Below are 20,563 nucleotides of genomic sequence, written 5' to 3'. Positions count from 1 at the left end.
CCATATGGACTTTGCGGAAGCGTTCTGGTAATGGCCTCGCAAATCGCCGGGGCTTGCAGCCAGGCGAAAAAGATAGTTCTTCGTTGCGCCGACGACCTGACTTTGGCGGAACGACCACTCAAAACCAAAGGAACGGGATAAACGTGCAGGTTCTAGTCCGCGACAACAACGTTGATCAGGCGCTTCGCGCTCTCAAGAAGAAGATGCAGCGCGAAGGTATCTTCCGCGAAATGAAGATGCGCGACTATTACGAGAAGCCGTCGCAGAGGCGTGCGCGCGAAAAGGCCGAAGCGGTTCGCCGCGTTCGCAAGCTGGCTCGCAAGCGCATGCAGCGCGAAGGTCTGATCGCTGCACCTCCGGCACGCGCCGCTCGCTGATCTGTCGTTTTTTCGACGTTTTCCGATGTTCTAAGAGCGGGGGCGATCGTATCGCCACCGCTCTTCTGCTATGTAGTCAATAACGCTGCCGTTCGGCTCCTCGACGGCGGACAGCCCGCCGGACAAATTGGTCACCATGATCCATCATTCGCTTCTTGAGACCTCCAAGCTCGCCATCTCCGGGACCCGCCGGATCGCAGGCATGGTCGCGATCACCGCCATCGTCGGTCTTGCCGGCTGTCAGACGATCGAGACCGTTGACACCATTCGCATTGACCGCGATCAGGGCTCGCAAGAGAACATCGCATCACTGTCGTCAGTGATTGCCGCCAATCCGCGCGATCCTGAGGGCTACAACGTCCGAGGCTCCGCCTACGGCCGGGCTGGCCAGTTCAACAAGGCGCTGGACGACTTCAACACCGCCCTCCAGCTCAACCCGAATTTCTACCAGGCCTATGCCAACCGCGCGCTTGTCTATCGAAACATGGGCAAGCCAGTCGAAGCCGCCAGGGACTATAACGCAGCGCTACGCATCAACGCCAACTACGATGTCGCCTATATCGGCCGCGGCAACATCTACCGCCAGGCCGGCCGGACCGACGAGGCCTTCGGCGACTTCAACCGCGCCATACAGCTCGACACGACAGACGGTCGCGCCTACCACAATCGCGGCCTGATCTACCAGCTGCGCGGCCAGCACGACAAGGCGATCGATGATTTCTCGAAGGCGATATCGCTGTCGCCGAGTGCACCGGAGCCCTATAACGGTCGTGGAGTGTCCTATGTCGCCCTGAACGACGACGAAAACGCATTTGCGGACTTCAACCACGCCATCGAGCTCGACGGCAAGATCGCGGAATCTTGGGCCAACCAGGCACTGGTTTACGAACGCCGCGGCGACAAGGCTCGCGCTGCGAAGTCTTACTCGCATGCCCTGCAGCTCGATCCAAAATACCTGCCGGCCAAGCAGGGCCTTGCGCGCACCCGTGGCACGGCCTGATTCGACGCGTAAATACCGCCAGATCCCAAAAAAATAGGAAATGCCGGCGCGTAGCCGGCATTTCCTATTTGTGGGATCTGCTTGTCAGTTATCCTGCAGAACAGCATAGAAGCGGCGGCGAAACCCTTGAGCCCTCCTCCTGCCGCTGCTCGATCAGCGCAACAGGAAGATGCCGGCAAAGGTCAGAACGATGAGAACGATCAGGCCGCCGAAGAAGCCGGCGCCAGCGAAGAAGCCGGCCGCCATCGCGATCAGCAGCGCTACGAGGAAAACGGTGCTGTACTTGGTCGCAGCAATGAAGAGATCATAGGTCTTTTCATGCTCGTTGTAGTTCATCGGAGCACCGGTTTCGGCCGGACCGCTGTGGTGTTCGCTCATGATCTGTCTCCCCTTGGGTCGGCCGGATCAGGCCTGTGGCTGCCCGCCGACTTGGATTTCGTCAGGTGCAGGACGCGCCGAAGACGCTTCCTCCTATTTCCGCCTTACACAAAGCTGGAAGGGAGTGCAATCAGGCGCATGTGGCATTCCTCAATAATGCACGCCTGCAACCGCTCCTGGGATGTGCCCCGCAGCCACCAACCGTGCCGAAGGCAGAACGGTGAGCGACGGGAGCACATGCGCTCTGTCACGGCCGAACATAAGGCGGCGCTCGTGTTCCCCCGAATTAAAGAATGGATAGCGTTCCAGCAGCTTTTGTCCAGTCGTATGGGTGTTCGTGGCCAGCAACGTGAGCTCCAGCCCATAAATTTCAGTCATCCGGCGGTCGATGATCGTGTCGGCATAGAAGACACGCTTGTAGAATGCCGCATGAGGCGGCCTGACGTGCTGCAGCACGCGATCCGCCTTGAAGTATGCAGCCGCCACGATGCTCGGCCTCAGCGTGATATATGGCAGCACCGGAAGCTCTGCCGCGACCTGCGGTTCTACGGCGAAACGTGCCGGATCGATAAGGGTAAGGCCTGCCTCAAGGAAATCGTCGATTGCATCCGGAAACACGCCAGATGATTGTGCCACCGGGTGGCTCGGCGTTACGTAATGCAGTCGCACGGTGCTTACCAATTGTTCGAAATAGTAGACGCCAAAGACATAGGCATGATCATCGAAATCGATATCGTCGAGCAGAGTGCCGGCGCCGACTGGCAACACATCGGCCGCCTTGTAGGCGCGATATCGGAGCCGCTCGATCTCGCCGAAATCCTCGCTGCTTTCGATCCTACGATACTCGATATTATCGAGCAGCGACATAAGCCGCGCAGCAAAACTCTCGGGCATCTGAGTGCGTACGTTCATTCGACGGCCTCGCGGTTTACGTTTCGTTAACCAACGTTAGCGAACCACGTGAGGTTGCACACTTGCGAAAATTAGTAGTGCGACGATTTACCGTTTATTAGGGTTAACAAATGCTTAAGAAACATAGTTAACCAATGGTTGCACCCGAGTTTTCTAATCATAATCTAGGGGGGCGCGCGAGGCCGAAGGTCGCAAAGAGCGTCAGGCCACGTGGGCTGGATGGACCGAAGTCTGCTTCTTTTCCGCCTGTTCAGCGAGATCAGCCACGGCATTCGAGGCAATCGGCATCGAAAAGACGTAGCCTTGAATGAGATCCGCACAATTGTATTTGGCGAGCAACGCCAGTTGTTCGCGGGTCTCCACCCCTTCGACGACAATGCCGAGATCAAGCTGGCGTGACAGGTTCACGATGCCACGCAGGAGTTTGAAGCGTTTGGCATCCTCTCCGATGTCGCGCACGAAGGAACGGTCGATCTTCACATGATCCACTGGCAGCGAATCCAGATAGCTGAGACTGGAAAAGCCAGTCCCGAAGTCGTCAATCGCGATGGTGATGCCATAGGTGCGCAGTTTCTCGAGAATCGCGCGCACCGCTGAAAGCTCCTCGATCAGGCTTGATTCGGTGACCTCGAGGTGCAGACGCGTTGGAGCGAGGCCTGAATCGGCGAGCGCGTCGAGTACCGTCTTGACGATGTCGTCGTTGCGCAGGTCCATAACCGACAGGTTGACCGAGACGCCGATGGTATCCGGCCATGTCGCGCAATCGCGGCACGCGGAGCGAATCATGAAGCGGGTGATGGCCGCCACGATCCCCATCTCCTCGGCAATCTGGATAAAGATATTCGGCGGGATTGCGCCCTTTTCCGGGTGCGTCCAGCGGGACAGGGCCTCGCAGCAGGCGATTCGGCTTCCGTCGAGGACGAACATCGGTTGATAGACGACTTCTAGCGCGCCGGCATCCACCGCCACCTTCAGGTCGGTCTTCAGCCGCTGGCGTTCGATGTAGCGCGCATCCATTTCCTGGGCGAATACGGTGAGATTTCCCTTGCCGCGTGACTTGGATTCAAACACGGCGAGATCGGCTTTGATCTGCCACTCTTCCATCCGCAGTTCGGAGCTTCTCGATCAGCACTGCGCCGGCGCAGAAGGTGACCGAGAAAGGCGTACCGTCCACTTCATAGCAACCAGTGATCGCCGCGTGCATGTCTCGCATCTTCTGCTCTAGGTCCTCACGACGATCATCATTCGGAAAGAACAGAGCGAACTGGTCACCGGCGAGATGACCGACGGTCGCCGATCCGGCGGCCAGCGTCAGCAGGCGATTGGCGATGGCTGCCAGAAGCCGGTCACCAGTGACGTGACCTTTCATGTCGTTGACGTGCTTGAACTCGTCGATGTCCAAGACCATAAAGCCCACGACACCACTCTTCGAACGGGCAGCAACCTGTTCCAGCACCAGCTCGGCGAAGTAACCACGCTGCGGAAGACCGGTGAGAGAATCGAACCGAGCCATGTGCAGGATGCGGCGGTCAGCGCGGACACGGGCCGACACGTCCTCGAAGATCAGCACGACGCCGCCCTCGGGTCGGCGGCTGGCCGAGAATTCCATTACGAGATCCTCGGAAAACTGCATGATCGCACGTGAAGTCGTGCCATCCATCAGTTGCGCCAGTTGACGCTGGATCAGGTTCGGCATGGAACCGTCGACGAAGGTGTGACGGACGCCGTAGCGTAGCACAACGTCCAGATCACAGTTCTTCAAACGGGCCTGATCGCCGAGATTCAGCAGTTCGCAAGCCTTGCGATTGATGACCTCGATGCGGTTCTGCGGATCCAACATGAGAAGACCGTGGGTCATGTTGTTAAGGGCGGTGTCGAAACTGACGACGAGCTTCTTCATTTCCCGCGAAGCGATGACATTTTCGTAGAGGAATTCACGCACGCCCTTTGCCATAGCCTGGGTCGTCAGGACGAAAGGGATAAGCATGATCGACAACAAGACCTTGTACGGGTCTTGGGAAAATGCGGCGCCGACAATAATCGGAACGCAACAGGCCAGGCTCTGGAGATTGACGGCCAGCCGCGAACCGTAGTTGCGTCCAACGACGGATACCATCGAAGCCATCGTGACGGCGACGCAGGCGAGTTCGACGAACGTGTCCTCGAACTGGAGTATGGAATAGCCGCAACCGATTCCGAGAATGGCAGCAGTCGCCGCACCGCCCAGGACATAGCGCATCTCCCAGTGCCGAATGTCTTGGACAGTCCAGGCGGACTTCTGAGCTCTGCTGAAGCGGGCGAAAAGAAAAATGCGATTGGCGAAGACTACCACGAAGGCGACGGCCAGCATGATGAAGACCGGATCCTCGGTCTTATGATAGACCACAAGGTACGTCAGGATGTGGACCAGCATGCCTGTGAAGAGGGTCTGCCGGTTGCCGAACAGCGACGTGACGAGGGACAGATACACGTCCGCCGGCACAGTCTTTCTGCTTTGAGCCTTCATCCGATGGCCTCCTTGTTCCTGAACCCTATGCAAAACGATTTAAAAATCGATTGCCAACAACACAGGAAAATCCATAGTCAGCCGTATGCTTCGCGCGGTCACGACGACGCTTGCGGCAACAGTCCCCAGGCCACCGCCGGAGATTGCGTCCAATTGCCCTAAATGGCAAATCGCTTATGCCGAACGAGTTAAGGCCGATGAAACGTCTGTTGCGCCAACCGCCCCAAGACGGGACATGCGGCACCCCTCCAACGACGTCTCGATCACCCACCAAACTTGCAGTTGTTTTTCGGTAAGCCTGAAGAAAAACCTTAGACGAAAGGCTATACAGAGCGAGGCGGAAAACTGAGAAAAAGGCCGGAAAGCCCGAGGTTTCACCCGTTGCACGTCACCGGTCCATGCTCTAAGGACGACCCTTAGTATTTGGGGAGACAAACATGAAAATGTTATTGGCCATCACCCGGGTGATCGACGCGATCAACGGGGCAATAGGGCGCTGGGTTTCATGGCTTCTCCTTGCCGCCGTCCTGGTCAGCGCCGGCAATGCGGTCATCCGCAAAATGTTCGATATTTCCTCGAACGCCTGGCTTGAGCTGCAGTGGTATCTCTATGGTACCGTGTTCATGCTCGCCGCAGCCTATACCCTGCTGAAGAACGAACATATCCGCATTGATATCGTGTCGAGCTACTGGAGCAAGCGAACGCGCGACTGGATCGACCTGGTCCTGCACATCATTTTCCTCGTTCCCTTCACCTTTCTGATGACCTGGCTTGCTTGGCCCTGGTTCTGGAACTCCTTCCGCATCGGCGAAATCTCCTCGAGCGCCGGCGGCCTGACCATCTGGCCGGCCAAGGCCGCCGTCTTGTTCGGCTTCATCCTGTTGAGCGCCCAGGCGATTTCCGAGATCATCAAGCGCGCCGCCATCATCTCCGGCCACCTTCAAGACGAGGTCGATGTGAAAGAAGCCAACGAAGTGACGGAACACTGACATGATCGATTTCATCGCGCACAATCTCGCCCCGATCATGTTCACCACGGTCATGCTGATGCTCTTGCTCGGCTATCCCGTGGCCTTCACGCTTGCTGCCGGTGGGTTGATCTACTTTGCCGCTGGCGTCGAGCTCTCCGCCATCTCCCCGGAAATCAGGCTTTTCTGGCCGCTCCTTCAGTCGCATCCCGATCGCATCTACGGCATCATGTACAATGACACCTTGCTGGCGATCCCCTTCTTCACCTTCATGGGACTGATCCTCGAGCGTTCTCGCATGGCCGAAGACCTGCTCGACACCATCGGTCAGCTGTTCGGCCCGATCCGCGGCGGCCTTGCCTATGCGGTCATCCTGGTCGGTGCGCTGCTCGGTGCCACGACCGGCGTCGTTGCGGCTTCCGTCATGGCCATGGGCCTCATCTCGCTGCCGATCATGCTTCGCTACAACTACAACCGTCCGCTGGTTGCCGGCACGATCGCCGCTTCGGGCACGCTCGCGCAGATCGTCCCGCCTTCGCTGGTCCTGATCGTCATGGCCGACCAGCTCGGCCGCTCGGTCGGTGACATGTATGTTGGTGCTCTTTATCCCGCCTTGATGATCATCGCCGCTTATTGCACCTATATTTTCGCAGTTTCGATGGTGAAGCCGCAATGGGCTCCGGCCCTGCCGCTCGAAGCGCGCACGCTGGGCGGAGGCGTGACTTCGCTGATCGTCATGCTCGCCATCAGCGTCGGCCTATACTTCCTCGGCCACGAGGTGCTGTTCACGGGGATCCAAAGCACCGACTGGCGCTTTGTCTCAGCTCTCGCCTTCGGCGTCTTCACGGTCTACCTGATTGCACTTGCCAACCGGACGTTCAACCTCAACATCATCTCGCGACTGACCCAACAGGTCATCATCGTACTGATCCCGCCACTGGCGCTGATCTTCCTCGTGCTCGGCACGATCTTCCTCGGCATTGCCACGCCAACTGAAGGTGGCGCGATGGGCGCGACCGGTGCCCTGATCATTGCCGGCCTCAAGGGTCGCCTGTCGTTCGCGACGGTAAAGCATGCCCTCGACGCCACGACGAAACTCTCCGCTTTCGTCATGATGATCCTGATCGGCGCCCGCGTCTTCGGCCTCACCTTCTACGGCATCAACGGCAATGTCTGGATCGAGGAATTGCTGACAGCCCTTCCGGGCGGTGAATACGGCTTCCTGGTCGTCGTGACGATCATCGTCTTCATCCTCGGCTGCTTCCTCGATTTCTTCGAAATCGCCTTCATCATGGTGCCGCTTCTGGCACCGGTCGCCGAAACGCTCGGCATTGATCTGATTTGGTTCGGCGTCATCCTCGGGATCAACCTACAGACCTCCTTCCTCACCCCACCCTTCGGCTTCTCGCTTTTCTACCTGCGCTCGATCACGCCAGCTGGGAAGTGGAAGGATCAGGTGACCGGAAAGACGGTGGACGGCGTCAAGACGCTGCAGATCTACAAGGGCGTGCTGCCCTACATCATCATCCAGTTCGCTGCGATCCTGGTGGTCATTGCCTTCCCTGGCTTGGTGATGCGCTATAAGGCAGATGCACCGACCATGAACCCGAATGACGTCCAGATCCAGATACCCGGTTTTGGCCAAGGCGGCGGAATGTCGCTTCCGTCGCTCGGCTCGGATGGTGGCAACGGCTCACCGAATTTCGGGTTGCCGCCGCTCGGGGCTGGAAGCGACAATGGCGCCCAGGCGCCGGCCATAGGCCTGCCTCCCCTCAACTTCGGGGGAGAACAGCCGGCCGCCAATCCCGCACCCCCGCCGGCGTTCGGCCTGCCTCCGCTCAACCTCGGCGGCGAACAGCCTGCTCCGGCAGCGCCTGCGGCCAACCCGGCGCCCGATCTCAGCCAACCGCCGGTGATCAACTGAGACTGCAATTCCGGGACGGCAGAACGCTGCACCCGATCAGGAATGTTGAGGCCCCGGATGAAACTCCGGGGCTTTTCCTTGTCGTCAGACAAATGTCAGCAGCAAGCCGGAGACCGCAGCGGTTCCCGCCACCTTGCTGCCACCCGGCAGCCACATGTGGCCTGATACCAACGCCTTTTACCGAGACCGGACACGAAAAAGGCCCCAGGATAGAACCCCAGGGCCTCACGTTTCTTGGAGTTGCTGAAAAGCTTAGAGCTTACCGGCGCGCTGCTGGATCATCATGAACGTGTCGAAGGTATATTCGCCGAGCTGCGCCCAGAGATAGGCATCCTTCTTGAATGCCAGCTGATCGTCGTAGACCTTCTTGAAGAACGGGCTCTGCGCCGACAGTTCCGCGTAGATCTCGACAGCCGACTGATAGCAGGCTTCCATGATTTCCTGGCTGAACGGACGAAGCACCGTTCCCTCGGAAACCAGCTGCTTCAGCGCCTGCGGGTTCTTGGCATCGTATCTTGCCATCATGTTGGTGTTGGCATAGGCGCAAGCGTCGGTAATGATCGCCTGGTAGTGCTTCGGCAGGTTGTTGTACTTCTCCAGATTGAAGAAGCCGTGAACAACCGGACCAGCTTCCCAGAAGCCCGGATAGTAGTAGTACTTGGCAACCTTGTGGAAGCCGAGCTTCTGGTCGTCGTAGGGACCGACGAATTCAGCGGCATCGATCGTGCCTTTTTCCAGCGCCGGGTAGATGTCGCCGCCAGCGAGCTGCTGCGGTACGACGCCGACCTTCTCGAGCACCTTGCCGGCCAGACCGGCGATACGCATCTTCAGACCCTTGAGGTCGTCGACGGTGTTGATTTCCTTACGGAACCAGCCGCCCATCTGAACGCCCGTATTGCCGGCCGGCAGACCGTAGAGGCCCTGGGTGGCAAAGAATTCGTTCATCAGCGTGTTGCCGTTGCCCTGGTTGAACCAGGCGTTGGACATGCGCGCGTTGAGGCCGAAGGGAATGGCCGTACCGAAAGCGAAGGTTGGTTCCTTGCCCCAGAAATAATAGGAGGTGGTGTGAGCAGCTTCGACCGTGCCGGCGGCAACGGCGTCGACCGCCTGTAGACCGGGCACGATTTCGCCTGCGGCAAATACCTGAATATTGAAATTACCGTCAGTTGCGGCAGCAACGCGTTCGGCGATATCGACTGCACCACCGTAAATGGTGTCGAGCGACTTCGGGAACGAAGACGTCATGCGCCAGGTGATCTTCGGGTTTTCCTGGGCAATGGCAGGAGCTGCCAGTACGGTGGCCGCAGCGACACCAGTGCCGGCAACGCCCGCCTTCTTGATAAATGAACGACGATCCATGAAATGACCTCCCATCATGGTTTTGCTCCACCGGGGGAAACCTTGCGCCGCCTCCCGATGGCAATGCCGGCGACATAACCATTTTGTCCAAAACCTTTCAAGCGCCGCCGCAATATTCTTTCGGCGTAGAGTGGCATTCTGAACATTTCACGCTTTGCGCCCGTCTTCCTGCTTGTATTGGTTGCATTTTTGGGCAGAAGATCGCTCCCGGCGCGTTCCTCTGAAAGCCGACACAGATCCCATATTGACTTATCCCCCCGGCTCACTCCAAGAAATACTGTGCCGCCTTGGCTTTCCCGGAGTCCCCCATGTCCAAACCGATCATCGCCATTCCCGCCGATATTCGCGAATTCGACGGAACGCATTGGCATGCCGCTCAGAACCAATATGTCCGCGCCGCCCTGAAGGTCGCCGGCGTCATGTCTTTCATCATCCCGGCCTTTGAAGATGGCAATGAGACCGACGCGCTGCTGGACAGGGTCGACGGCCTTCTGGTTTCGGGCTCGGCGACCAATGTGCACCCCACGCTTTATGGCGCCGAAGCGCGTGAAAGCGATGGCCCCTTCGATCCGGCGCGCGATGCCACGACGCTTCCACTCATCCGCAGAGCGATCGAACGAGGCATCCCGCTGTTCGCCATCTGTCGCGGCATCCAGGAACTGAATGTCGCTCTCGGCGGCACGCTGGCCAGCGAGATCCAGGAGCAGGAGGGCGTTTGGGATCACCGCAAGCCGCAGCATGAGGACCGCGACGTGGTCTACAGCATCCGACAGGACGTGATCGTGGCAGAGGGCTCGTGCATCGCCCGCTATCTCGGCGCCGGTTCGATCCAGGTCAACTCACTTCATCGGCAGGCGATCTCGAAAACCGCCCCAGGCTTGCAGGTCGAGGCGCTGGCCGAAGATGGCACGATCGAAGCCGTATCGGTGATCGGCGCCACGGGTTTCGCCATCGGGGTACAATGGCATCCTGAATATTGGGCCGAAACCGACGAGCCCTCGCGCGCGCTGTTCGTAGCCTTCGGCGATGCCGTGCGCGCCTACGCCCAGAACAAAGCCTAAGCCGTCACTCAGGTTTGACATCGGATCAGGCTTTTTGCGGCGTTTCCGGCACAGGTGTCAGCGCCCGCCCCGTCTCGAACCAAGCGGTCAGGTTGTCGACGACAAGATCGGCCATGGCATTGCGGGTCGGGACAGAAGCCGAGGCGACATGCGGCAGCAGCGAAACATTCGGCAGATCCAGCAGTTCTGTGGGAACATGCGGCTCGTTGGCAAACACGTCGAGCCCGGCCGCCGCGATCGTCCCGGCTTTCAGCGCCGCAATCAGCGCCGGCTCGTCGACCGTCGTGCCCCGTCCAACATTGATGAGCACACCGCGCGGGCCAAGCGCGCTCAAGACTGCGGCATCGATCGCACCGATCGTTTCCGGCGTCTTGGGAACAATGGAGATCAGTATGTCGACCGCCTCGGCGAGACCGAGCAGCGTGGGGAAATGGGTATAATGGACATCGCTCCGCGGCCGACGCGTGCAGTAGCTGATCTTGACCTTGAACGGTTCCAGCCGCTTGGCGATTTCCATACCGATGCGACCGAGGCCATGAATGCCCACGTGCCGCCCCTTGAGCGACAGTGGCGACAGCGGGAAAGGCCCCTCCGCCGCCCAGCGGCCCTGCCGCAGCCAGGTTTCCGCCTGGGGCAACTGCCGCACCGTGTTGAGCAACAAGGCGATCGTCGTGTCGGCGACTTCGTCGTTGAGCACATCCGGCGTGTTGGACACGACAATGCCGCGTGCAGCGGCGGCGTGAACGTCAACGCCGTCATAGCCCACGCCAAAGCTGGCGACTATTTCGAGATTGGGCAGCCCCGCAATCCAGCTGGCCGGAAGTGCTCCCGAGACCGCGACCCCACGAACCCTCGGCGCATCGACCAGAGAGAGTTCGAGCTCCTTGCCATGCGGCACCGTGAGGAGGTCGAAGCGTTCTGATAGCCTTTCGGTGACCCGGGGGCTAATTCGGCCCGGCACGAGGATGGTGATGCGCGAATTCGGCATTTGGCCTCCTGTTAAGTCAGCGAGCGTGAATCGGGCCGGTCGACTGGCGAATGCGCATTTCCGGCTTGATCAAATGAATACCGTCCGGCTCGTGGCTGCCGGCCAGCTTGTCGAGCAAGGCGCGCGCCGCAAGCCGCCCAACCTCGGCCTGGCCATTCCACACCGTGGTCAGCGACGGCGTCGCGATCGAGGCCTCCTCGAGATCGTCATAGCCGGTCACGGAAATGTCGCGGCCCGGCACCAGCCCGGCGCGGGCAATCCCGTTCATCAGGCCGATGGCGACGAGATCGTTCCAGCAGACCGCTGCGGTCGGCTTCTGCGGCAGCGACAGGAAATGCACCGCCGCCTCGAAGCCCCCCTGCTTGGTCCGGGGACCGGGTATGCGAAGCTCCGGATCCACCTCGATACCCGCCTTGCGCAAGGCGTTGACATAACCTTGGTAGCGATCGCGCCCTGTCGAGGTCTGATCCGTTCCACCGATCATGGCGATCACGCGATGGCCCAGACCAATAAGGTGATTGGTGGCGAGGGATATGCCGTAGCTGTCGTCGCCGCGATAGGTCGGCACGTCGAGTCCTTCCATCTGGCGGGCGATCAGGATCGCGGGCATGCCATTATCCTCGGCAAGCTTGATGTCCTCGATCGGCGTACCGATGGCCGGCGACATAATCACGCCGTCGCCTCCGAGTTGAAGCAGCGTTTCGACGAAGGTTCGCTGCTTCTCGACCGAGTCATAATGATTGGAGAGAATGAAGGTATGACGGCTACGGTCCAGTTCGCTCTCGATCGCCTTCAGAATTTCGCCATAGAACGGGTTCATGATGTCGTGAACGACGACGCCGATAATTCCCGATCGGGAAGTGCGCAGACTGGCGGCCCGGCGATTGTAAATGTAGCCGAGGGCGCGTGCCTGGTCCTTGATCCTCTCGCGCGTGTCGGCCGCCACCAGAGGGCTGTCGCGAAGTGCGAGCGAAATGGTGGCCGTCGACAAGCCAAGCGACTCAGCGATCGTTGACAGTTTGACCTTCTGAGCCACTTTGCCTCCCTTGATGGACCGATGCATGCCCTGCGGTACCCTTCACGCGCCTAAACAGTTTAATTAAATAATTTAAGTACGCATATCAATTCCCGTTCTCACGGAAAATCACCGGGAGATCAGCTTTTCGTCGGCTGAACGTTCAGGCTTTCCTCGACCGCTCCCAGCAGTTTGACGAGTTGCTTGACCTCCTTACCCGACAAGCCCTTGGTCGCCGCTGCTTCGGCTTCCTCCGTAGCCGTGACAATGGCATCGAGCCGGGCGCGCCCCTCAGGTGTCAGATACACCATGGTCAAGCGCCCGTCGGCATCGGCATTGCGCCGTTCAACGAAACCCTGGGCCTCCATCCGGCCGATCGTGCGTGTCATGGTCGGCGCTTTGACGCCAAGCTTCTGTGCCAGCGCACCAGGCGTCAATCCGTCTTCCTCTGCGAGCAATTGCACCACCGTATCCTGCCCGGCATAGAGGCCGCAGTCGGCAAGGCCGCGAGAAAGTTGGGTGCGCATGGCCCGGGATGCCTGGGTGAGGGCCGCGGCAACGGAAAGAGTGCGCGTACCGTCTTCCTTCTTCTTGGAGGACTTGTTTTTCTTGTCGCCCTTGTCCTTTTTCGCCATTCTCCCCTCCTGCCGCGGAAAGGCGGCTACTTCAATTGTTTCGGCGGCCAACATTCAAGCGCCTAAATCCATAGCGAAGAACCAGGATCGACGCCAGATGCCCCTGCCCAACCCTCGTTTCCTTGACAACGACCCTTCGCTTCCGCCCGAGGCCAGGCGCGACTGGATCGCCGTCCTGCCGCTCGGCGCCCACGAACAGCACGGTCCGCATCTGCCTTTCGAGACCGACACGCTGATTGTCGAGGGCGTCGTCGCTCGACTGGGCGAGAAGTTGCCGGTCGACCTGCCGGTGACCTTTCTTCCCGCCGAGCGGGTCGGCTATTCTATCGAGCACATGGACGTGTCCGGCAGCAAGACGCTCACCTATGGGCAAGCCGTCGCGCGCTGGCTGGCGATTGCCGAAGACCTGTCACGCAAGGGCATTCGCAAGTTCGTCATGCTCAATGCTCACGGCGGCAATTCACCGCTGTTGACCATCGTTGCGACGGAAGCCCGGGTGCGCCTCGGCATGTTGGCGGTTGCGACCAGCTGGACGCGCTTCGGATTGCCCCAAGGCGTCATTGCGCCGGAGGAGAAGGCAATAGGCATCCACGGCGGCGAGATCGAAACCTCGGTCATGCTGGCATTGCATCCCGAGCGGGTCGACATGACAAGGGCTGAGAACTTTTCCTCACTCCAAACCGACTATGCCGCGCGCTTCACCCATTTGCGCGCCTATGGCCCGCATGCGTTCGGCTGGAAAATGGCGGATCTCAATCCACGTGGCGTCACCGGCAATGCCAAGGCAGCCACCGCCGAGAAGGGCGAGAAGCTGATCGATCACGCAGTCGCGGGGCTGATCGCCTTGCTGCGTGACGTGCAGGCGTTTGATGTCGATACTTTTGTCTCAGCAGACGATTGAGTTGCCCGCAAACAAAGCCTTTGAACTGCCACCCGTCAGCGCCTATATGGGGTAACATAATTACAGGCGCATCGTCTGCGCCCCATCCGATCGAGGTTTTCATGACCGAAACTGCCGCAAAACCCATTCCCGTCACCGTGCTCACCGGCTATCTCGGCGCCGGCAAGACGACGCTTCTGAACCGTATCCTGTCCGACAATCACGGCAAGAAATATGCGGTCATCGTCAACGAGTTCGGCGAGATCGGCATCGATAACGACCTGATCGTCGAGTCGGACGAAGAGATCTACGAGATGAACAACGGCTGCGTCTGCTGCACCGTGCGCGGCGACCTGATCCGCGTGGTGGAAGGCCTGATGCGCCGCCCCGGCCGTTTCGACGGCATCATCGTCGAGACCACCGGCCTTGCCGATCCGGTGCCGGTCGCCCAGACCTTCTTCATGGACGACGACGTGCGCGCCAAGACCGAACTCGACGCCGTGGTCGCCCTGGTCGACGCGAAGCACCTGCCGCTGCGTCTGAAGGACAGTCGCGAGGCCGAGGACCAGATCGCCTTTGCCGACGTCGTCGTCATCAACAAGACCGACCTCGTCAGCCATGACGAACTGCATCGCATCCAGGACATCGTGCGCGCCATCAACCCCTCGGCCCGCATCTATTCGACCACCCGCTCCGGCGTCGATCTCTCCAAGGTTCTGAACCAGGGCGCATTCAATCTCGAACGGGCGCTGGAAAACGATCCTAGCTTCCTCGACCACGACGATCCTGACCATGTCTGTGGTCCAAACTGTGACCATGACCACAGCCACGATCATCATCATGGCCATGACCATGACCACAAACACCACGATCACGATCACGGCCATGACCACCACGACCACGGCCCCTCACCTATCCACGACGTTACGGTCATGTCGATTTCGCTGCGCGGTGGCGAGATGAACCCCGACCGCTTCTTCCCCTGGATCCAGAAGGTCACCCAGACCGACGGCCCGAACATCCTACGCCTCAAGGGCATCATCGCCTTCAAGGGCGACGAGGAACGCTATGTCGTGCAGGGCGTCCACATGATCATCGAAGGTGACCATCAGCGGCCGTGGAAGGATGGCGAGAAGCGCGAAAGCCGCCTCGTCTTCATCGGTCGCGATCTCGACCGCGAGAAGCTGGAGAAGAGCTTCCACGCCTGCGAGGTAGCAGTATGACGCCGAAAAGTGTGAAGCGGTTTTCGGATCAGGTCATGCCAGCAGGAAAGAAAGCCTGATGCCGACAGTCGCCCCCCTGGACATAGAAGGTCACGTCGTCACCGCTGCCTTCCTCGGCGACATTCCGGTTTTTGCCGCGGCTTCGGGCGCCATTCACCGCCTCGACGGCGGTGAAAAGGTGACCGAAGCGCATCAGGGCCTACTCGCCTGCGTAAAGGACAGCGCCGACCAGACTCTGGTCTCGGGCGGCGAAGACGGCAAGGTACTGCGGATCGCCCACGACGGCTCGGTCACCGAACTTGCCCAGGTACCGCGCAAATGGGTTTCCGTCGTCGCGGCCGGGCCGCAGGGCGCCGTCGCCTACGCGGTTGGCAAGACCGGCTATGTGCGGCTTGCCGACGGAACGATCAAGGAGTTTACCGAGGAACGCACCATCGAGGCCCTCGACTTTGCGCCCAAGGGCCTGCGTGTCGCCGCTGCCCGCTATAACGGCGTGACGCTGCACTGGATCGGCACCACGGGCGCACCGGTCGACCTCGAGTGGAAGGGCGCCCATACAGGCGTCACCTTCTCGCCCGACGGCCGCTTCGTCGTCACCACCATGCAAGAGAATGCACTGCACGGCTGGAAACTCGACAGCAAGTCGGCCGAAACCCGGCACATGCGCATGACCGGCTATCCGGCCAAGGTCAAATCGCTGTCCTGGTCGGTCAAGGGCAAGTGGCTCGCCTCCTCCGGCGCGCCGGCGGCGATCGTCTGGCCGTTTTCCGGCAAGGAAGGCCCAATGGGCAAGGCGCCGCTCGAACTCGGCACCCGCGCCAACATCATGGTCACCCAGGTCGCCTTCCATCCGGCCGAGGAGGTTCTGGCGATCGGCTACATCGACGGGATGATCCTGGCGGTCCGCATTGCCGACGGCAAGGAAGCCCTGCTGCGTCGACCGGGCAAGGGAGCGATCACTTCCATGGGTTGGAGCGCCAATGGCAAGCTCGTGGCCTATGCCTCGGAAGCCGGCGACTGCGGCGTCATCGACATCTCCGCGTGACCGGAATCCAGTTTGCTTGAATGAAAAAAGAGCTGTCGCATTACTGCCACGAGTGTCTGCGACTGCTCTACATACGAATGACACTGATGGATTGCGCCAGACCTTGTGCCACCCGTATCACTTCGCTTGAATTGCCACCGCCGGTAGGCTATCGCTCGACCATGGCCCAACACACCTCAAATCCCCAGAAGAAGACCCTGCGCCACAAACTCCTGCGTGCACTCAAGCTCGTCGACGAAGCCGAGCGTGAGGACCTGATCTACTACCAGACCGGCGGAGCGAAGCGGAAAGCGCATGCATACAAGGAGTCGCCTTACTCGGCGATCTCAAATCGGCGGTCCGATTGCACGAGATTGCGAACGAAGACCTCCTCCCGGTCAAAAGCATGTGGCGCTTCGACCGCCGTTTGATGTGACGATGACGACTGGCTCCGATAGAAATCAAATCCAAAAAGTGTAGCTTTCAACAAGCCCGATCTCGATAAGAAATCGATGGCCGTAATGCCTGTGGTAGCGCGGGACACCCCTGCGCGCATCTCTAGAGAACGAATCTGTTTTGTCGAATGCACATAGAGATTCTGGACAGCTATGGTTTCAGAGGGCATTTTTCGTCTGCGAGCGGAAAGCCATAACAACCGGTCAGCACCGAGATCATCAAGACGACGCTGAGACACCGGAACACTGGTGGCAACCCAATTCGTCTTGAAACCGTGCGATTTTCGCGACACGATCGGCACGCGGTTAAATCTCACGACCACATCATGTTCATCTATGGTCGGACCGTAATCCTTGGCTGCAAGAGATCGAGCATTCCCGACGATTGCGACAGTTTTGCCCTCAATTTCTTGAAACAAGGTTTCCTGACTCGTTGTTCTTCCCAGCAGGAGCCGCAATCTGAGAGCAACCCTGTTTGCGATTTTGCCCAACTCGCCCGGAACTAAAGACCGTCGCCGCAGCGCCGATATCTCGGATATGATCTCAGGACTGATCGCAAAATTGCTTACTGCGACATCACTGCTCTTAAATGGCGTTATTCTGTCCACGTCATCAAAATGTTGCCGAATCGTCGCTTCCCACCATTCTGAAGACTCCACCGTTTTGCTTTCGTTGGATCCATCTTCCAATATGACATCCGAGTAATAGATCGATGCAACGGCCACGAGCTTCGATCTCATCACCGAAGCTTTTGACAGCACCTGATGAATTTCATGCCGTTCTAATTTCGACAGCGAGTCCGTCAAATCAATCAGAGCACCGGAAAATTGTCCCGTCCGCAAGTCGGCAACGGTCGGCTTCGTCAATTCTGTGGCCGGAATGTTTTCGTGGCGGCGAATGATTTGAATGGCTTGCTGATAAAATTCATCGCGCGTCATAGATGCACCTGATCCGTTTGATCCTTGGTATGACGCTCGGTTTCAACTGCGAGCTGTTGATGTGAGTGTCAGCGTAACCACTTAACTCCCTATTGCATTAAGAGTCCGCCCAACATATCTGAACAGCCACGCGAGCCCCCGTGTACATCAATATTTTAGGTTGGAGAGAGTGATGGGTTTAAGAAAGTTCATTAGGAATTATTTCAATCCGCCTAAACCAGCAGAAGACGGCTACAGTCGTCCAGCCAGCTATGTCCAGCCTGCGGACGTACAAGATGTATATGAAGGAACCTTCGATCGGCGAGCCGACATTTGCAAGCTTTTAAAGGCTGGTGGGGTTGGCGTGGAACTCGGTGTTGCAACCGGTTGGTTTTCTCATCAAATTCTGAAGCACTCGGAACTTGGTTTTCTGTATAGTATTGATATGTGGGCTGGAGACCGCGGTCACAGCACAGATCAGTATAAATCCGCACTGAAGCTGCTAATGCCATATCGAGAGAAAAACAGTTGCCTTAGACTTCGTTTTGATGAAGCACTTGATCTTTTCCCTGATAGCTACTTCGATTTTATCTACATTGACGGCTACGCCCACACCGGCGAAGAAGGCGGACAAACATTGAGAGATTGGTGGCCAAAGCTCGCCTCGGGTGGAATCTTTGCGGGGGATGACTATGGACCTCGATGGCCACTGGTAATGAAGGAGGTTGATGATTTCGTTTATTCGCATAAACTAAAGTGCATGATCCTGACGCCAAAAGTCATCGAAAGCTCTACAGCGAAACATCCAACCTGGATTGTAAAGAAGCCATAAAGGCCCCGCGTTCATTTAACAACCAGCATCGCGCGGTGACCTGCAAATGCTTTCCAAGTGTAACGCTGACGATCGATACACTCTGTCAATGCCTTGTACTCACCCAAGCGCCAACCTGGATATGAAAGCAGTTCATCGAAAAGAATGACGCTTCCTGGAACGAGCCTATCTGCGCACAACGTCAGTATTGTTTTGCAGGGTGTATAAGTATCCGTATCAACGTGAATGAATGCGATCGGACCGTCGTTTTGGGCCAAAAAGACCGGCAGCGTATCTTCGACCCACCCCGTAACCAAAGACACATTGCCTTCTACTTCGGGGGCGTGTCCTCCAAGCGAGAAGTGGGCATGCTTCTCAACGCCATGTCCAGCCCAATCCTCGGAGAGACCAAGGAAAGCATCAAAGCCGTGAATTCGGCGATGATCTTGTGACCGCGCAAGTTCTCTCGCAAAGCCGTTTATGCTCGCACCACGGTATACACCGAATTCTAGTAACAGCCCCTCGCTTGGGCGCTGACGAAATGAGTATTCACGGATCGCTTCACTGTCAGCGAATATCAAGGCATCTTCGAGATTATCTTCGACAAATTCTGCGGACTGTTCCAGAGCTCGCTTCCATAGCAAACCACGCAGATCGGGACCGTGCTTTCTCTTGACCTTCCGGAGCTTAAGTCTTTCTGTCAAGTGGCTAAAGGCACCCATAGCTGTCTCCTTGTGATTTGATCGTTTTGGCTGGCTCGTTGAAAAATAGCGTGTGCCGCATCCACTGATAGACCCCAACAATGGACGAACTGCTGAAATCGAAAGTCCACTAGCCGCGGCATAAGGTCGGCTTGATGGAAGGGCTCGGCGGCCAGTTTTCGATCTCCGCCAGGAACCAGCCATTGGTGACCAGCAGCGTTTTCGGACCGTCATAGCTGTTCAGATGATCGCGATTGAGAAACACATCGACCGGTGGCAGATGCTGCATGACTGCAATGCTCTGGATATCGTCGCCGATATCGTTGCTGTTCCAGCTGAGAGCACCGATTTTCATGCAGTCACGTCCCTTTGAGAGTTGCTGCACGGGGGATAGTACGCGGCTAAAGCGAATGCAAGTACCGCCGGCCCACGCACAAGGACGAGGCAGACCCGCCTGCCGGCGGCTACTTGCGCCTGGCCCCGTCAACCCCGAGAGTTGAAAAGCGATTTGATGACAAAAGCTGTCGCCATATATCGCGTTCCCCAGCTTTCGTGACGAACGATGGAAAGGGCCCGTCCTGCTCTCGTCTCGAGGGCATCCGGCATGCCTGCGGCAGCCGGATCGCCCTATCTCGGTCGTCTACGATCAGAACTTCACGCCGAGGCCGACATTGATCACATGCTGGTTGAACTGGGTATCGACCCCGAGAATCTCCTTCTCGAAATAGTCGTTGTACCGATATTCCAGCCGGGTGAAGATCCGGTCGGTCACCGCATAATCGAAGCCCGCGCCGAGCGTCCAGCCGTGCAGCGTCTCGCTTTCGTCGAAACCGCCACCTTCTACCTTGAAGTTGGTCGCGGTCCAGCCGCCTGCCGCATAGAGCAGGACGCGGTCCATGGCATAGCCGACGCGACCGCGAACAGAGCCGTTGAGGCCGGCGCCCACATCGACAGCGCCGTAGCTGTTCTCGTTCCAGTCATAGTTGAGATCGGCTTCCAGGCCGACGATGGCATCCGAGCCGAAGCCCCAGTTATAGCCAACAAATCCGCCAAAGCGCCCGCCGTCGAAATCGTCTGTTGCCGAGACGACACCATCGTAGAAGTCACCCTCACCCCAGGCATAGCCGCCATGGAGACCGATATAGCCGCCGGCCCAGCTGAACACCGGCGTTGTTTCGACGACTTCCGGCGGCACGGCCGGCGCTTCCATGATCGCATCCGCGGCAAGAACCGGCGTGGTGGACACGATGAGCGCCAACGCGCTCCATCCGAGTTTCTTCATCATCGCTGTTACTCCCTCTCAGGGCGTCCCGCATCGCCGGGACAAAAGCACTGTGTCGTGACGAAACGCGTCACACAGGGACTAACAAGCGCGGCAGGGCCTTTTGTTCCATCGAGATGACAATTTTTCTCACGTGACGCATCCGGG

At 58.5% G+C, this 20,563-nt stretch carries 19 protein-coding genes and 1 pseudogene; 9 read left to right on the top strand and 11 right to left on the bottom strand.

Annotated features, from left to right (window positions below):
- Positions 1 to 143: 143 nt before the first annotated feature.
- Together rpsU and ACWPVA_RS01870 are read left to right on the top strand one after the other, a co-directional pair.
- Positions 144 to 377, top strand: a complete 234-nt coding sequence (rpsU, locus tag ACWPVA_RS01875) for a 30S ribosomal protein S21 (RefSeq protein ID WP_454286061.1) — start codon at positions 144 to 146, stop codon at positions 375 to 377.
- Positions 378 to 579: 202 nt separating this feature from the next.
- Complete coding sequence (locus ACWPVA_RS01870; protein WP_454289501.1) at positions 580 to 1,377, top strand: tetratricopeptide repeat protein; 798 nt, start codon at positions 580 to 582, stop codon at positions 1,375 to 1,377.
- A 153-nt stretch (positions 1,378 to 1,530) separates the two neighbouring features.
- Here ACWPVA_RS01870 and ACWPVA_RS01865 read toward each other — a convergent pair whose 3' ends face one another.
- The 3 genes and pseudogenes from ACWPVA_RS01865 to ACWPVA_RS01855 all read right to left on the bottom strand — a co-directional run bounded on the left by ACWPVA_RS01865 (position 1,531) and on the right by ACWPVA_RS01855 (position 5,173).
- Entirely contained in the window at positions 1,531 to 1,755 is a 225-nt protein-coding gene (locus ACWPVA_RS01865; RefSeq protein WP_454286060.1) for an aa3-type cytochrome c oxidase subunit IV, read from the bottom strand.
- Positions 1,756 to 1,905: 150 nt separating this feature from the next.
- A complete protein-coding gene (locus ACWPVA_RS01860; protein WP_454286059.1) occupies positions 1,906 to 2,667 on the bottom strand; it encodes an N-acyl amino acid synthase FeeM domain-containing protein in 762 nt (253 codons plus the stop codon).
- A gap of 201 nt (positions 2,668 to 2,868) precedes the next feature.
- Positions 2,869 to 5,173: pseudogene (locus ACWPVA_RS01855) on the bottom strand (putative bifunctional diguanylate cyclase/phosphodiesterase).
- 437 nt (positions 5,174 to 5,610) lie between these two features.
- Between ACWPVA_RS01855 and ACWPVA_RS01850 the strand changes: the two are divergent.
- Positions 5,611 to 6,162: a TRAP transporter small permease subunit gene (locus ACWPVA_RS01850; RefSeq protein WP_454286058.1), complete on the top strand. Its 552-nt coding sequence runs from the start codon at positions 5,611 to 5,613 to the stop codon at positions 6,160 to 6,162.
- Position 6,163: 1 nt separating this feature from the next.
- Complete coding sequence (locus ACWPVA_RS01845) at positions 6,164 to 8,065, top strand: TRAP transporter large permease (protein ID WP_454286057.1); 1,902 nt, start codon at positions 6,164 to 6,166, stop codon at positions 8,063 to 8,065.
- A 252-nt stretch (positions 8,066 to 8,317) separates the two neighbouring features.
- Here ACWPVA_RS01845 and ACWPVA_RS01840 read toward each other — a convergent pair whose 3' ends face one another.
- Entirely contained in the window at positions 8,318 to 9,424 is a 1,107-nt protein-coding gene (locus tag ACWPVA_RS01840) for a TRAP transporter substrate-binding protein (RefSeq protein WP_454286056.1), read from the bottom strand.
- 308 nt (positions 9,425 to 9,732) lie between these two features.
- Between ACWPVA_RS01840 and ACWPVA_RS01835 the strand changes: the two genes are divergently transcribed.
- Positions 9,733 to 10,485 (top strand): gamma-glutamyl-gamma-aminobutyrate hydrolase family protein, encoded by a 753-nt coding sequence (locus ACWPVA_RS01835; protein ID WP_454286055.1) that lies wholly within the window; start codon positions 9,733 to 9,735, stop codon positions 10,483 to 10,485.
- A gap of 25 nt (positions 10,486 to 10,510) precedes the next feature.
- On the opposite strand, the gene ACWPVA_RS01830 is transcribed toward ACWPVA_RS01835, so the two are convergent.
- From ACWPVA_RS01830 to ACWPVA_RS01820, 3 genes are all read right to left on the bottom strand, one after another.
- A complete protein-coding gene (locus tag ACWPVA_RS01830) occupies positions 10,511 to 11,473 on the bottom strand; it encodes a 2-hydroxyacid dehydrogenase (RefSeq protein ID WP_454286054.1) in 963 nt (320 codons plus the stop codon).
- Between the two features lie 16 nt (positions 11,474 to 11,489).
- Positions 11,490 to 12,509 (bottom strand): LacI family DNA-binding transcriptional regulator, encoded by a 1,020-nt coding sequence (locus ACWPVA_RS01825; protein WP_454286053.1) that lies wholly within the window; start codon positions 12,507 to 12,509, stop codon positions 11,490 to 11,492.
- Between the two features lie 119 nt (positions 12,510 to 12,628).
- Positions 12,629 to 13,123, bottom strand: a complete 495-nt coding sequence (locus ACWPVA_RS01820) for a MarR family winged helix-turn-helix transcriptional regulator (protein WP_454286052.1) — start codon at positions 13,121 to 13,123, stop codon at positions 12,629 to 12,631.
- A gap of 97 nt (positions 13,124 to 13,220) precedes the next feature.
- Between ACWPVA_RS01820 and ACWPVA_RS01815 the strand changes: the two genes are divergently transcribed.
- The 3 genes from ACWPVA_RS01815 (at position 13,221) to ACWPVA_RS01805 (ending at position 16,271) form a co-directional block, all read left to right on the top strand.
- Positions 13,221 to 14,024, top strand: coding sequence for a creatininase family protein (locus ACWPVA_RS01815; protein ID WP_454286051.1), 804 nt, complete (start codon positions 13,221 to 13,223; stop codon positions 14,022 to 14,024).
- 101 nt (positions 14,025 to 14,125) lie between these two features.
- Complete coding sequence (locus ACWPVA_RS01810; RefSeq protein ID WP_454286050.1) at positions 14,126 to 15,226, top strand: CobW family GTP-binding protein; 1,101 nt, start codon at positions 14,126 to 14,128, stop codon at positions 15,224 to 15,226.
- 58 nt (positions 15,227 to 15,284) lie between these two features.
- Positions 15,285 to 16,271: a WD40 repeat domain-containing protein gene (locus tag ACWPVA_RS01805; RefSeq protein WP_454286049.1), complete on the top strand. Its 987-nt coding sequence runs from the start codon at positions 15,285 to 15,287 to the stop codon at positions 16,269 to 16,271.
- Between the two features lie 313 nt (positions 16,272 to 16,584).
- On the opposite strand, the gene ACWPVA_RS01800 is transcribed toward ACWPVA_RS01805, so the two are convergent.
- Positions 16,585 to 17,643: a glycosyltransferase family 29 protein gene (locus ACWPVA_RS01800; protein WP_454286048.1), complete on the bottom strand. Its 1,059-nt coding sequence runs from the start codon at positions 17,641 to 17,643 to the stop codon at positions 16,585 to 16,587.
- 172 nt (positions 17,644 to 17,815) lie between these two features.
- Here ACWPVA_RS01800 and ACWPVA_RS01795 point away from each other — a divergent pair, with 172 nt between their 5' ends.
- Positions 17,816 to 18,454, top strand: a complete 639-nt coding sequence (locus ACWPVA_RS01795) for a class I SAM-dependent methyltransferase (RefSeq protein ID WP_454286047.1) — start codon at positions 17,816 to 17,818, stop codon at positions 18,452 to 18,454.
- A gap of 11 nt (positions 18,455 to 18,465) precedes the next feature.
- Here ACWPVA_RS01795 and ACWPVA_RS01790 read toward each other — a convergent pair whose 3' ends face one another.
- From ACWPVA_RS01790 to ACWPVA_RS01780, 3 genes are all read right to left on the bottom strand, one after another.
- On the bottom strand, positions 18,466 to 19,155 hold the full coding sequence (locus ACWPVA_RS01790; protein ID WP_454286046.1) for a class I SAM-dependent methyltransferase: 690 nt from the start codon (positions 19,153 to 19,155) through the stop codon (positions 18,466 to 18,468).
- Positions 19,156 to 19,264: 109 nt separating this feature from the next.
- Positions 19,265 to 19,489, bottom strand: a complete 225-nt coding sequence (locus tag ACWPVA_RS01785) for a hypothetical protein (protein WP_454286045.1) — start codon at positions 19,487 to 19,489, stop codon at positions 19,265 to 19,267.
- 291 nt (positions 19,490 to 19,780) lie between these two features.
- Complete coding sequence (locus ACWPVA_RS01780; protein WP_454286044.1) at positions 19,781 to 20,419, bottom strand: outer membrane protein; 639 nt, start codon at positions 20,417 to 20,419, stop codon at positions 19,781 to 19,783.
- Between the last annotated feature and the right edge of the window lie 144 nt (positions 20,420 to 20,563).

It is taken from the genome of Rhizobium arsenicireducens (assembly GCF_964021225.1).
The sequence above is the reverse complement of the archived record's forward strand: the minus strand, read 5'-3'. Positions and strand labels throughout refer to the sequence as shown.